The sequence below is a fragment of the Pseudomonas sp. KBN10P06128 genome (genome assembly GCF_037574945.1).
In the GTDB taxonomy this organism is placed as follows: Bacteria; Pseudomonadota; Gammaproteobacteria; order Pseudomonadales; family Pseudomonadaceae; genus Pseudomonas; species Pseudomonas aeruginosa.
The window spans coordinates 1,764,903-1,778,468 of sequence record NZ_JBBELR010000001.1 but is presented as its reverse complement, the minus strand read 5'-3'; the positions used below and the strand labels follow the sequence as shown (position 1 = coordinate 1,778,468).

12 protein-coding genes are annotated in these 13,566 nt (G+C 67.4%); 5 read left to right on the top strand and 7 right to left on the bottom strand.

The genetic code is table 11. The features are described 5' to 3' along the window. Positions 1-8: 8 nt before the first annotated feature. The 6 genes from VQ065_RS08255 to VQ065_RS08230 form a co-directional block, all read right to left on the bottom strand. Positions 9-2,465, bottom strand: coding sequence for an EAL domain-containing protein (locus VQ065_RS08255; RefSeq protein WP_003134291.1), 2,457 nt, complete (start codon positions 2,463-2,465; stop codon positions 9-11). Positions 2,466-2,759: 294 nt separating this feature from the next. After that, positions 2,760-4,550, bottom strand: coding sequence for an ABC transporter ATP-binding protein (locus VQ065_RS08250; protein ID WP_003085865.1), 1,791 nt, complete (start codon positions 4,548-4,550; stop codon positions 2,760-2,762). Next, on the bottom strand, positions 4,543-5,145 hold the full coding sequence (locus VQ065_RS08245; RefSeq protein WP_003145641.1) for a DsbA family protein: 603 nt from the start codon (positions 5,143-5,145) through the stop codon (positions 4,543-4,545). The genes VQ065_RS08250 and VQ065_RS08245 overlap by 8 nt, the downstream gene beginning before the upstream one ends. Before the next feature lie 39 nt (positions 5,146-5,184). After that, positions 5,185-6,123, bottom strand: coding sequence for an oxygen-dependent tRNA uridine(34) hydroxylase TrhO (gene trhO, locus VQ065_RS08240; protein ID WP_003085861.1), 939 nt, complete (start codon positions 6,121-6,123; stop codon positions 5,185-5,187). 164 nt (positions 6,124-6,287) lie between these two features. Next, positions 6,288-6,593 (bottom strand): BolA family protein, encoded by a 306-nt coding sequence (locus VQ065_RS08235; protein WP_003085859.1) that lies wholly within the window; start codon positions 6,591-6,593, stop codon positions 6,288-6,290. Positions 6,594-6,606: 13 nt separating this feature from the next. Then, positions 6,607-7,155, bottom strand: a complete 549-nt coding sequence (locus VQ065_RS08230; RefSeq protein ID WP_003120754.1) for a DUF2059 domain-containing protein — start codon at positions 7,153-7,155, stop codon at positions 6,607-6,609. A 167-nt stretch (positions 7,156-7,322) separates the two neighbouring features. Here VQ065_RS08230 and VQ065_RS08225 point away from each other — a divergent pair, with 167 nt between their 5' ends. The 5 genes from VQ065_RS08225 (at position 7,323) to VQ065_RS08205 (ending at position 13,069) form a co-directional block, all read left to right on the top strand. Then, positions 7,323-8,342: a DUF2804 domain-containing protein gene (locus tag VQ065_RS08225; RefSeq protein WP_003085857.1), complete on the top strand. Its 1,020-nt coding sequence runs from the start codon at positions 7,323-7,325 to the stop codon at positions 8,340-8,342. Between the two features lie 128 nt (positions 8,343-8,470). Then, on the top strand, positions 8,471-9,865 hold the full coding sequence (locus tag VQ065_RS08220; RefSeq protein ID WP_003085854.1) for a class II fumarate hydratase: 1,395 nt from the start codon (positions 8,471-8,473) through the stop codon (positions 9,863-9,865). Further along, the gene (locus VQ065_RS08215) at positions 9,858-10,481 is read left to right on the top strand and encodes an NAD(P)H-dependent oxidoreductase (RefSeq protein WP_003085852.1); all 624 of its coding nucleotides are present in this window, start codon (positions 9,858-9,860) and stop codon (positions 10,479-10,481) included. The genes VQ065_RS08220 and VQ065_RS08215 overlap by 8 nt, the downstream gene beginning before the upstream one ends. Positions 10,482-10,760: 279 nt before the next feature. Further along, entirely contained in the window at positions 10,761-11,930 is a 1,170-nt protein-coding gene (cbpD, locus tag VQ065_RS08210) for a chitin-binding protein CbpD (protein ID WP_003085850.1), read from the top strand. 176 nt (positions 11,931-12,106) lie between these two features. Continuing rightward, on the top strand, positions 12,107-13,069 hold the full coding sequence (locus tag VQ065_RS08205) for a threonine dehydratase (RefSeq protein WP_003085848.1): 963 nt from the start codon (positions 12,107-12,109) through the stop codon (positions 13,067-13,069). A gap of 10 nt (positions 13,070-13,079) precedes the next feature. Here the strand turns inward: VQ065_RS08205 and VQ065_RS08200 are convergent, their stop codons facing one another. Continuing rightward, complete coding sequence (locus VQ065_RS08200; protein ID WP_003085846.1) at positions 13,080-13,499, bottom strand: MAPEG family protein; 420 nt, start codon at positions 13,497-13,499, stop codon at positions 13,080-13,082. Positions 13,500-13,566 lie beyond the last annotated feature (67 nt).

Sequence of the window (13,566 nt, the reverse complement as noted above, 5' to 3'; positions counted from 1 at the left end):
GCGGTCACCTACCGGAGGTTCTGTCCGAGGCTCGGCCACAGGCCCTGGGCATCCAGCCCTGCGCCCGGAGGCTGGCGACTGAACGGCAGGGGCGCGCCGATGGCCAGGCCCTGGGCATAGTCGATGCCGATCTCGCGCAGCGCCTCCATCACTTCGACGGTCTCGACGAACTCGGCGATGGTACGTTTGCCCATCACGTGGCCGATATGGTTGATCACCTGGACCATAGCGCGATCGATGGGATCCTCGAGCATGTCCTTGACGAAGCTGCCATCGATCTTCAGGTAATCCACCGGCAGGTGCTTGAGGTAGATGAAGGACGACATGCCGGCGCAGAAATCGTCCAGGGAGAAACGACAACCGGTGTCCTTGAGCTCGTTGATGAAGCGGATGGCGCTGGCCAGGTTGGCAACCGCCACGGTTTCGGTGACCTCGAAGCAGATCGTCTGCGGCGGAATGCGGTAACGGGCGAACAGCTCGGTGAGGAACTGCAGGAACGACTCGTCGCCGATGGTCGCGCCGGAGAGGTTGATGGCGCAGGTGCCGATCGGCTCGGCGCGAGGGTCCTGGGCGCGCTCGACGAGGGTGCGGAAGGCATTCTCCACCACCCAGCGGTCGATCAGCGTCATCAGGCCATAGCGCTCGGCGGCGGGTATGAAGCTCAGCGGCGGCACCAGGCGCCCGCCCTCGTCGCGCAGGCGCAGCAGCAGTTCGACGTGCAAGCCCTCCTCCGCGCCTTCGCCCAGCGGCACGATGGGCTGGGCATAGAGGCTGAAGCGGTCTTCCTCCAGCGCCAGGTGGATGCGCTGGACCCAGGTCATCTCGCCGAAGCGCATCGACAGTTCGACGTCGTCCTGATGGAACACCTGGACCCGATTGCGCCCCTTTTCCTTGGCCATGTAGCAGGCCATGTCGGCGGAGCGCAGTGCCTCCTCGAGGGTCGAGATACCCGGCAGCAGGTGCACCAGGCCGACGCTGACGGTGCAGTTGAACGGCTGCCCGCTCCAGGTGAAGTGCAGGTCCTGGACCGTCTTGCGCAGATGGTCGGCGATCTCCACGGCTTTTTCCGCCGGGCAGTTCTCCAGCAGGATGCCGAACTCGTCGCCGCCCAGCCGCGCCAGCGTGTCGCCCTCGCGCAAGCCTTGTTGCAGCAGGGTGCAGACCTGGCGCAGCAGTTCGTCGCCGGCGGCGTGGCCGCAGGTGTCGTTGACCAGCTTGAACTGGTCCAGGTCGAGGAACATCAGGGCGTGCCGCCCGCTGTTGCGCTCCAGGCGTTCCAGCGCTATCTGCAGGCGATACTCGAACTCGCGGCGGTTGGTCAGCCCGGTCAACGCATCGTGGGTCGCCTGCCAGGACAGGCGCGCCATGTACTGGCGCTCGCGGGTCATGTCGTGAAGCACCAGGACCACCCCGGTGATCTCGCCGCCGCGATGGATCGGCGCGCCCACCAGGGTCACCGGCACGCTGCTGCCGTCGTGGCGCAGGACCAGCTTGGAATGCTCGCGGCCGCCGTCGATCTCGCCGCTGAGGATCTGCTCGATCAGCAGCATGCCCTCCTCCCGCGAGCTTTCGTCGACGATCCGGAACAGCGACGCCAGGGGCAGGCCGCGGGCCTTGTCCAGCGTCCAGTTGGTCATCTGCTCGGCGGCCGGGTTGAGGTAGGAAATGCCCCCCTGGGTGTCGGCGGTGATCACTCCGTCGCCGATCGAGGCCAGGGTGATCTGGGCCCGTTCGCGCTCGGCATCGAGGGCGTTCTCCACTTCCTGGCGCTGCATCAGTTGCTGCCGGGTACGCAGGAACGCCAGGAGGATGAGCACGCTGGCGGTGGTCAGGTTGGCCACCAGCAGCAGCCTGAGCAAGGCCCGCGAGCCCTCGCCGAGGGCGTCGCTGAAGGCCTTGGCCGCCGGCGTGACCTTCTCGTTGATCGCGTGGATCTCGGTCTTCCACTGTTGCACCTGCTCGGCACTGGCCTGCCCGGTGCCGATGCCCGCGCGCATCTTGCCGGCGACGTCGATCAGTTCCATGACGTACTTGTCGCCCACCAGCCACAGCTCGATGGCGCGCTCGAAGTAACTGAAGTCGTGGAAGTTGCGGTACAGCCAGATGATCGCGGTAACGTCGTCGGCATGGTTGCCGCCCTTGAGGATGCCCTGGCGGGCCGCCTCGATGTCCGGGTCGGGCTGGTCCAGGGCAAGGCGCATCTCGCGGTCGCCGAGGGGGATCGCGATGGCCTCCTCGTAGCGGCGGAAGTCTTCGTCGGCGCGTGAGTCGGCATAGAGGGTGAGATAGTAGATGGCATCCTTCTGGCCCTTCGACCAGAGGCTTTCGCCGCCGACATAGCTGCGCACCGCGGAGAGGACGTAGAGACTGCCGCCCGCCAGCATGGCCTGCAACAGCACCACGACGATGAAGGGCCATACCAGGCCGAGCAGGCGGGGCTTGTCGAGAGTCCGGTTCTGCCTCATTCCATCTACCATTCAAACTGGCGCTAAGCGATCGGGTGCCGTCTCCGTCACCCCTGACTGCATCACCTGTCGGCCGCTCAAGATCCCGTCGCAGAACTCCCGAGGCCTTGCCTGCCGGCAGCCACGACGCTGGAGGAGGCGGACACCCGGCAAACAGTAGGAGTTTAGTGGCTGTTTGCCGAACCTGCCCTGCACCTGGCGGAACAGACAGCGTTTTTTATTGCCGCAGCCAATAAAAACCGGATGTCTTATATGGAATATACGAGAAAAACCGCCAGGCGACAGCCTGGCGCCTCACATCTGTTGCAGATGTCCATAGAGCCGGGCGTAGAGGCCGCCTTCGGCGATCAGTTGCTGGTGGTCGCCGTCTTCGGCGATATGCCCGCCATCGAAGACCAGGACCCGGTCGGCCTGCTTCACCGCCGACAGCCGATGAGCCACGATCAATGTGGTGCGGCCTTCGAGGAAGTCGCCGAGCGCCTGGTGCAGGGCGTACTCGGTAGCGGCGTCGAGGGCCGAGGTGGCCTCGTCGAGGATCACCACCTTGGGCTCGGCGAGGATCATCCGGGCGATCGCCAGGCGCTGCCGCTGACCGCCCGACAGGCGCACCCCGGAACGCCCGACCACGGTGTCCAGCCCCTGCGGCAGGCGCCGCACGCCGTCGGCCAACTGGGCGATCTCCAAAGCCCGCCAGCAGGCCTGGTCGCTGCGTTCGCGGCCCATGGTCAGGTTGGCCCGCACGCTGTCGTTGAACAGCGCCGGATGCTGGAGAACCACCGCGACATGTTCGCGCACGCAGTCCAGGCCGATTTCCTCCAGGGGCACCCCGCCGTAGCGGATGCTGCCGCGCTGCGCACTGTAGAGGCCGAGTAGCAGTTGCACCAGCGTGCTCTTGCCGCCGCCGCTGGCGCCGACCAGGGCAACCTTCTCGCCGGCGCCGATGTTCAGGTCCAACTGCTCCAGGACCTTGTCCTCGCCGTAGGCGAAATCCAGCCCGCGCACCTCGATGCCAACGGTCGTGCGGCCGGCGAACGGATCGCGCAGCGGCGGGTAGCGCGGCTCGTCGGCCCGCGCCAGCAACTCGTTGATCCGCTGCAACGCGCCGCCAGCGGCGTAGTAGGCGTATTGCAGGCCGAGCAGCTGTTCGACCGGACCGATCATGAACCAGAGGTAGCTGAATACCGCGAGCATCTGGCCGATCGACAGGTCCGAGAGCAGCACGGTAAGCATCGCCGCGGCGCGGAACACATCGATGCCGAACTGGAACAGCAGGCCGCTGGCGCGCCCGGCGGCGTCGCTCTTCCATTGCGAGGCCACGGCGTAGTCGCGGACCTCCTGGGCGCGGTGGCCGAGGCGGCCGAGGAAATAGCCCTGGCGATTGCCGGCGCGGACTTCCTGGATCGCCTCGAGGGTCTCGGTGAGCGCCTGGGTGAAGCGCGCGGTGCTGTCGTTCTCGAGCTTCTTGAGATGCTTGACGCGCTTGCCCAGCTGCACCGTGGACCAGATCACCAGCGGGTTGAACAGCAGGATCAGCAAGGCCAGCTGCCAGTGCATCCAGACCAGGATCGCGGCGGTGCCGAGCAGCGTCAGCAAGGCGACCAGGAAGCGGCTGAGGGTTTCCCCGACGAACTTGTCCAGGGTATCCAGGTCGGTCACCAGGTGGGCGCTGATCGACCCGCCGCCGAGGGTTTCGTATTCGCCCAGGGCGATATGCCGGAGGCGCTCGATCAGACGCAGGCGGATGCGGTAGACGATGTCCTTGGACAGCCGCGCGAACAGCTTCGCCTGGAGCACGTTGAATACCAGCGCCGCCCCCCGCAACAGAAGGGTCGCCGCCAGCATCAGGCCGATGTAGCCGAACGCCACCTGCCAGTCGGCGGGCAACAGGCGGTCCATGAAACGCAGCGCGCCGTCACCCTTGCCGAGCAGCACTTCGTCCACCAGCAGCGGCAGCAGCAAGGGAATCGGCACGGTGCAGAGGGTGGCCAGCACCGCCACCAGGTTGGCGAACAACAGGGCTTTCTTATGGCGCAGTGCGAGTCGACGAATCTCCGCCCAGCTCAGGCGGTCTCCGCGCTCACTCATGCCGGCCCCGTTCCAGCCAGCGGCCGAGCAAGGGTGAAAGTTCGGCAAGCGGCTGGTAGCCGTTGGTGAGCAACGCCAGTTGGCCGTTGCGTTCGGCCAGCAGGGTCGGGAACCCGGCGATGCCGAGGTCCTGGACCCAGGCGAAATCGGCGGCGGTGGCGTCACGCGCCTCGCCGCTGTCGAAGGCCGCGGCGAACTCGATGCGCGGAAGTCCCACCGCTTCCGCCAGGCCGGCGAGCACCGCCGCCTGGGTGACATCGCGACCCTCGGCGTAGAACGCCCGCTGGATCGCCCTTACCAGCGGCCAGGCGCTTTCCTCGTCGAGGCTGCGCGCCGCCACCAGGGCCCGGCAGGCCGGCTCGGTGTCATAGACGAAGCCTTCGGGCAACGCGTCGTCGAAGCGGAACGGCTGGCCGGTGGTCTGCTGCACGGTCTGCCAGTGGCCGAGGATGTAGCCGCGGGTATTCGGGTCGAGCGCCGCGCCGTGGCCGGCGCGCAGGCCACCGGCTACCAGGTGGAAAGCGACGCCGTCGGCGGCCGCCTGCCGGGACAGCGCCTCGGCGACCGGGGCGAAGCCCCAGCACCAGGAGCACATGGGGTCCATCACGTACAGCAGGCGGGCCTTGGCCAAGGTTCAGTTCTCCAGCGTGGACTGGCGCGGATCGCGACCGAGCGGGTGCGGCTGGTTGCGCTGCCGCGCCAGTTCGATCTGTTTCTGCCGCTCGCGGGCGCCGGCGCGGGTCTTCTCGCTCAGCGAGTCCCAGCAGTGCGGACAGCTGATGCCGGGCACGTAGTGCTCGGACTGGCGGTCCTCCAGCGAAACCGGGTTGCGGCAGGCGTGGCACTGATCGTACTCGCCCTCGCTAAGATCGTGGCGCACGGTCACGCGGTTGTCGAATACGAAGCAGTCGCCGCGCCACAGGCTCTGTTCCTGCGGCACCTCTTCGAGGTACTTGAGGATGCCGCCCTTGAGGTGGAAGACTTCCTCGAAACCGGCGCCGAGCATGTAGCTGGAAGCCTTCTCGCAGCGGATGCCGCCGGTGCAGAACATCGCCACCTTCTTGTGCCGCGCCGGGTCGTAGTGGGCCTTGATGTACTCGGGGAACTCGCGGAACGACCTGGTCTTCGGATCGACCGCGCCCTCGAAGGTGCCGATCGCCACCTCGTAGTCGTTGCGGGTATCGATCAGCAGGACTTCCGGATCGCTGATCAGGGCATTCCAGTCCTTCGCCTCGACATACTGGCCGACCTGCTTGTTCGGATCGACGCCAGGCACGCCGAGGGTGACGATTTCCTTCTTCAGCTTGACCTTGGTGCGGTAGAACGGCTGTTCGTCGCAGTAGGATTCCTTGTGCTCGATATCGGCCAGCCGGGGATCGCTGCGCAGCCAGGCGAACAGCGCATCGATGCCTTCGCGGCTACCGGAGACGGTGCCGTTGATGCCTTCCTCGGCCAGCAGCAAGGTGCCTTTCACACCGTTGTCGAGCAGGGTTTGCAGCAGGGGTTCACGCAGCGCCACGTAATCGTCGAGAGTCACGAACTTGTACAGCGCCGCCACGACGATGGATGTCATGGGGATATAGCCTCCAGGTGGTCGCCCGCGTAAAGGGCGGACCGGAACGAAAAGCGCCAGCCGCTGGCGCCATGGAAACGACAACGCCGGCGGAAGGCCGGCGCTGGGTGCGTAGTCTAGCGCAGCAGGGGCAGGCTCTGCACCCCGCCGCGACGGACGCCGTCTCAGGGTATGTCGTGCTTGCTCCCGCCGCGGCAGGTCGGCGAGGCCGGCACCGCAGCCTGGCTCCACTCCTCAGGGGTGAAGGTATGCAGCGCCAGGGCGTGGAACTCGCCCATCAACCCACCGAGGGTGGCATATACCTTCTGGTGCCGCCTCACCGCGTTCAACCCGGCGAACTGCGGGCTGACCAGCACCACCTTGAAGTGGGTCTCCAGCCCGCGGCTGTGCATGTGGCTCTCGTCGAGCACCTCGACGTGTTGCGGATCGAGGGGCTGCAGGGCGGTCTGGATACGGTCACGCATGCTCATCGCGAATCACGACTCACTTTTTCTTCTGGGCCGGCGCGGCGACGCCGAGTTCCTTGTCCATGTCGGCCATCAGCTTGTTCACCGGCTCGACGGCGCCTTGCAGCTTGGCCTGGGTCAGTTGGGCGGATTCGGCGGTCAGGCGCGGCATCTTCTCCAGCACCTTCTTGCCCAGCGGCGACTGGTAGAAGGCATTCAGGTCCTTCAGCTCGGACTCGGTGAAGTTGGTGGTGTAAAGCTTGATCAGCTCGGGCTTGATCTTGTCCCAGCCGATGGCGCGGTCCAGTTCGGCATTGGCCTTGGCCTGGTAACGCTCGAGAACCGCCTTCTTGCTCTCCGGCGCCTTGGCCTGGGCGAAGCGCTGGGCCAGCATCTGCTGCACCTGGGCATAGACCGGGACCGTCAGCTTGTCGGCATGGACCAGCTTGAGGAATTGCTCGGCCTGGCTGGCGGAATCGGCCATGGCCATGGAGCTGAGGCTGAGCAGCACGGCGCTGCCGATGAGGCGAAGACGGGTCATGGAAAATCCTTGAGGTTGGGTAGATGTGTCCGTGGGACCCGACATTCTGCGCCTAAGTTCGAAATCCGCTCAAGCGCGGCGCCGAATATCGGGAGAATCCTATCCGGCGCCCGCCCGCTCCATGCCGTCTACTATCAGTTCTGTAGTGGGTACTTGCCGCCTTCCTTCCGCAGCCGGCATGCTTGCGTCAGCCTGTCACATGGATGTGTTAGATGAACGGAACCGCCGCCGATACCCTCGCCGTATCGCCCCCGCCCCTGCGCAACCTCTGCGACGGCCACGGCCGGCTCGATCCCCGGGCGGTCGGCTGGTCCGCCCGGCCGCGGGTGCTCTGCCACATCCCCGGCCACTTCGGCCGGCGCAAGCGCTGGAACCACTGGTGCATCGTCAGCCCCGGCTGGATGCTCTCGCTGACCATCGCCGACCTCGACTACCTGACCTACGGCGCCGCCTATTTCCTCGACCTGGACAGCGGCCAGGCGGTAGCGCACACGCAGATCCGCTTCTTCGGCCTCGGCTGCCAGTTGCCCGACGAGCCGCAGGCCAGCCATGCCTTCGAGCATCCCCACCTGCAATTGCGCTTCGACGAACAGCCCGGGCGCCTGCGCGTCACCGGCCAGGCCCCGGACCTCGGTGGCCTGCCGCTGGAGCTGGCGCTGGAAGTGCGACGACCGTCGCACCTGGAGTCGGTGAACCTGGTGGTGCCGATGGGCGAACACACCTTCCATGCCTGCAGCCGCCAGCTCGGCCTGCCGATCAGCGGCTGCCTGCAGCTCGGCCGCCGGCGCTACGACTGCCAGGCGGGCCAGAGCTTCGCCGCGCTGGACTTCGGCCGCGGTGTCTGGCCGCTGCATACCTACTGGACCCGCGCCGCCTTCGCCGCCCCCGGCGGCATCGCCGGCAACTTCGGCACCGGCTGGACCGAAGCCAGCGACCTGCGCGAGAACGCCCTGTGGTTCGGCGGCAAGCTCAGCCGCGTGCTCGACGACGTGCACATCCGCGAGCCTCGCGACCCGCTGGCCGAATGGCGCCTGGACAGCGCCTGCGGTCGCGTCGAGCTGCTCTTCCGTCCCGAACAGCTGCACCAGGCGCGGCCCAGCGTCGGCCTGTTCTATGCCAATACCCGCCAGTGGTTCGGCCGTTTCAACGGCACCCTGCGCCACGACGACGGCGACTGCGTGCCGGTGGACGGCGCCCTCGGCTGGATCGGTTCGACCCGCGCGCGCTGGTGAGGCCGGCGGCGGGCAATCTATTTCCGACCCGCAGCGCGGCGAAAAATGCCCACGAGGAAGCGACGGCAGCGGAACCCAAGGCGGGAGCGAAGGCCTAAACTGCCGGATACGCACCCTGGAGAACACTCATGAGCCGGACCGAAACCGATAGCCTGGGCACCATCGAGGTGCCCGACGACGCCTACTGGGGCGCCCAGACCCAGCGTTCGCTGGAGAACTTCGCCATCGGCGGCCAGCGCATGCCGCTCGCCGTGATCCACGCCCTGGCGCTGATCAAGAAAGCCGCCGCGCGGGTCAACGACCACCTCGGCGAACTGCCGCCGGAAGTCGCCCGGCTGATCGAACAGGCCGCCGACGAAGTCCTCGCAGGCCGCCACGACGAACACTTCCCGCTGGTGGTCTGGCAGACCGGCAGCGGCACCCAGACCAACATGAACGTCAACGAGGTGATCGCTGGCCGCGCCAACGAACTGGCCGGCAATCCGCGTGGCGGCAAGTCGCCGGTGCATCCCAACGACCACGTCAACCGCGCGCAGAGTTCCAACGACAGCTTCCCCACCGCCATGCACATCGCCGCCGCCAAGGCCGTGCACGAACAATTGCTGCCGGCCATCGCCGAGCTTTCCGGCGGTCTCGCCGAACAGTCGGCGCGGCACGCCAGCCTGGTCAAGACCGGCCGCACCCACCTGATGGACGCCACGCCGATCACCTTCGGCCAGGAACTCTCGGCCTTCGTCGCCCAGCTCGACTACGCCGAGCGCGCCATCCGCGCGGCGCTGCCGGCGGTCTACCAGTTGGCCCAGGGCGGCACCGCGGTGGGCACCGGGCTCAACGCGCCGAAGGGCTTCGCCGACGCCATCGCCGCGGAAATCGCCGCCGAATCGGGCCTGCCCTTCGTCGCCGCGCCGAACAAGTTCGCCGCCCTGGCCGGCCACGAGCCGCTGGTCATCCTCTCCGGCGCCCTGAAGAGCCTGGCGGTGGCCCTGATGAAGATCGCCAACGACCTGCGCCTGCTCGGTTCCGGCCCACGCGCCGGCTTCGCCGAGGTGAAGCTGCCGGCCAACGAGCCGGGCAGCTCGATCATGCCCGGCAAGGTCAACCCGACCCAGTGCGAGGCGCTGTCGATGCTGGCCTGCCAGGTCATGGGCAACGACAGCACGATTTCCTTCGCCGCCAGCCAGGGCCATCTGCAACTCAACGTGTTCAAGCCGGTGATCGTCTACAACCTGCTGGAGTCCATCCGCCTGCTCGCCGACGGCTGCCGCAACTTCAACAAGCATTGCGTCGCCGGCCTGGAGCCGGACGCCCAGCGCATGGCCGACCTGCTGGAGCGCGGCCTGATGCTGGTCACCGCACTGAACCCGCACATCGGCTACGACAAGGCCGCCGAAATCGCCAAGAAGGCCTACGCCGAAGGCACCACCCTGCGCGCCGCGGCGCTGCAGCTGGGCTACCTGGACGAAGCGCAGTTCGACGAATGGGTACGGCCGGAGCAGATGCTGGAGGCCGGCCACCATGGTTGAAACCGCCAAGACCGGCGCCACCCCGCTGGAAGGCGACGGCAAGCGCATCCTGCTGATCGTCGGCTCGCCCAAGCGCAAGAGCTTCTGCCACCTGCTCGCCGAATGCTACGCCCAGGGCGCGCGCAGCAAGGATCACGTGGTGCGCGAACTGAAGCTGGGCGAGCTGGCCTTCGACCCGATCCTCCACGAAGGCTACGAACAGAGCCAGGTGCTCGAACCCGACCTGCTGGAAGCGCAGCGGCAGATCCACTGGGCCGAGCACCTGGTGTTCGTCTACCCGGTCTGGTGGGGCGGCCTGCCGGCGCTGCTGCAGGGCTTCTTCGACCGCGCCCTGCAGCCGGGCTTCGCCTTCCGCTACCGCGGCACCCAGGACAAGGACTGGGAGCAACTGCTGGGCGGGCGCAGCGCCGACCTGCTGGTCTGCCACGACCAGCCGCTGTCGCGGCTGCGCTTCCTCAAGGGCCCGCCGGCGCACCGGCAGATGGTGCGCAGCGTGCTCGGCGCCTGTGGCATCGCCACCCGCCGCCTGGAAGAGTTCGCGCCGATGCGCAGTTCCAGCGAGGAACAGCGCCAGGGCTGGCTGCGTCGCGCCGAACAGCTCGGCAGCCAGGTCTAGTTCCCTTCCCGCCCGGCTGCGGCCGGGCGCGGACACTGATCGTTCTGACAGGTCCGCCACCTTCCCGCCGGCTTGCCTTCCCCGCCCCCATGGCGGCCCTTTGCCTGCCTCTACCGGCTCACAGTGCGGGTGCCGACCGCTTTGCATTCCGCGACATCCATCTGGAATGGGTAGCGAATCTGACCGGCCCGTCACATTTGGTAGGGACCTCAAACCGGCACCGAGGGCTAGGATCAGCCCGCTTCGAAATGAATCCGGTTCTGGAAAAAAGGACTTGTCATGAAACACTACTCAGCCACCCTGGCACTCCTGCCACTCACCCTCGCCCTGTTCCTGCCCCAGGCAGCCCATGCCCACGGCTCGATGGAAACGCCGCCCAGCCGCGTCTACGGCTGCTTCCTCGAAGGTCCGGAGAATCCCAAGTCGGCCGCCTGCAAGGCCGCCGTCGCCGCCGGCGGCACCCAGGCGCTGTACGACTGGAATGGCGTCAACCAGGGCAATGCCAACGGCAACCACCAGGCGGTGGTCCCCGACGGCCAGCTCTGCGGCGCCGGCAAGGCACTGTTCAAGGGCCTGAACCTGGCTCGCAGCGACTGGCCCAGCACCGCCATCGCGCCGGACGCCAGCGGCAACTTCCAGTTCGTCTACAAGGCCAGCGCGCCGCACGCGACCCGCTACTTCGACTTCTACATCACCAAGGACGGCTACAACCCCGAGAAGCCGCTGGCCTGGAGCGACCTGGAACCCGCGCCGTTCTGCTCGATCACCAGCGTCAAGCTGGAGAACGGCACCTACCGGATGAACTGCCCGCTGCCCCAGGGCAAGACCGGCAAGCATGTGATCTACAACGTCTGGCAGCGCTCGGACAGCCCGGAAGCCTTCTACGCCTGCATCGACGTGAGCTTCAGCGGCGCCGTCGCCAACCCCTGGCAAGCGCTGGGCAACCTGCGCGCGCAGCAGGACCTGCCAGCCGGTGCTACCGTCACCCTGCGTCTGTTCGATGCCCAGGGCCGCGACGCCCAGCGTCACAGCCTGACCCTGGCCCAGGGCACCAACGGTGCCAAGCAATGGCCGCTGGCGCTGGCGCAGAAGGTCAACCAGGACTCCACCCTGGTCAACATCGGCGTGCTGGATGCCTACGGGGCGGTCAGCCCGGTGGCCAGCTCGCAGGACAACCAGGTCTACGTGCGCCAGGCCGGCTACCGCTTCCAGGTCGACATCGAACTGCCGGTCGAGGGCGGCGGCGAGCAACCGGGCGGCGACGGCAAGGTCGACTTCGACTATCCGCAAGGCCAGCAGCAATACGACGCCGGGACCGTAGTGCGCGGTGCCGATGGCAAGCGCTACCAGTGCAAGCCCTACCCGAACTCCGGCTGGTGCAAGGGCTGGGACCTCTACTACGCCCCGGGCAAGGGCATGGCCTGGCAGGACGCCTGGACCCTGCTGTAACGCCCTCGACTGCCGCCCGCTCCGGGCGGCAGTCGTTTTCGCCGCCAGGCACCCGCCGCGAGACGGCGAATCCGCGCAACGGTACAGTCCCCCGGCGAAACCCTGGCTACGTGTGCCTGTTCAATCTGCCGTGCGCTCCCTAGGCTGGTCCGACCACCAGCACGGGGAAACCACGCATGCCTTTTTCTCTCGCCTCCCTCCAACAAGCCGCCGCCATCGTCTACCAGAGCCTGCCGCCGACGCCGCAGATACGCTGGCCACTGCTATGCGAGGCACTGGGTTGCGAAGTGTGGATGAAGCACGAGAACCACCTGCCGGTGGGGGCCTTCAAGCTGCGCGGCGGCCTGGTGTATTTCCACCACCTGGCGCACCAGGGTGAGCGGCCGGCCGGCGTGATCAGCGCCACCCGCGGCAACCACGGCCAGTCGGTGGCCTTCTCGGCGAGCCGCTACGGCATCCAGCCGATCATCGTCGTGCCGCACGGCAACAGCCGCGAGAAGAACGCGGCGATGCGCAGCCTCGGCGCGGAGCTGATCGAGCATGGCGAGGACTTCCAGGCCTCCCGCGAATACGCCGCCGAGCGCGCCCGGCACGAAGGCCTGCACCTGATTCCGGCGTTCCATCCCTGGCTGGTGGCCGGGGTCGCCAGCTACAGCCTGGAGTTGTTCGCCGCGCTGGCCGACCTTGACGAAGTCTACGTGCCGATCGGTATGGGTTCGGGCATCTGCGGCCTGATCGCCGCGCGCGACGCGCTGGGCCTGAAGACCCGCATCGTCGGCGTGGTGTCCGCCCATGCGCCGGCCTACGCCTTGTCGTTCGAGGCCGGCACGGCGATCAGCCACCCGGTCGACACCCGCCTGGCCGACGGCATGGCGTGCAGTACGCCGGACCCGAGCGCGCTGGAAATGATCCTGGCCGGCGCCGATCGCCTGGTGCGGGTCAGCGACAGGGAGATCGGCGCGGCCATGCGCCTGTGCTTCACCAGCACCCACAACGTCGCCGAGGGCGCCGGGGTGGCGGCGCTGGCCGCCGCCTGGCAGGAGCGCGAGCGCCTGAAGGGGCTGAAGGTAGGCCTGATCCTCAGCGGAGCGAACGTCGACCGCGAGGTATTCGCCGAGCAACTGGCCGCCGGCGACTGACCCGGCGCCGCTAGGCCAGCCCCGCGAGGAGCAGCAGCCACCAGGCGAGCACCAGCAACTGCACGAAGAAGCCGGCAAAACGCAGCCAGACGAACAGCGCGGAGGTGCTGACCAGGTGCATCAGCGACTGGAACAGCCGTGCGCCGAGCACCAGTGGCGCCAACGGGTCGGTCAGGCTGCTCTGCCCGCTGGCGATCGCGTAGAGCAGCGCGCCGGCCAGCAGCGGCAGGTTCTCCACGCAGTTGGCATGGACTCGCACCAGCCGCTGGCCGAAACCGCCAGGCGTGTTGCTGCCATCGGCGGCGAAGGCGTTCACCGCCATCCGCCCGCCGAGTACCAGCAGGCCGCGCTGGCTGACCAGCAGGAAGACCAGCAACAGGGTCCAGGCGATCAGGCCGAGCAGGCAGATCGCGCTAGGGCTGAGAAACATGGATGACGCTCCTTCTATTGTCTTGTCGTGGGAAGGATGAAGCGTCTGGATTCTAGGCCGGCTAGAG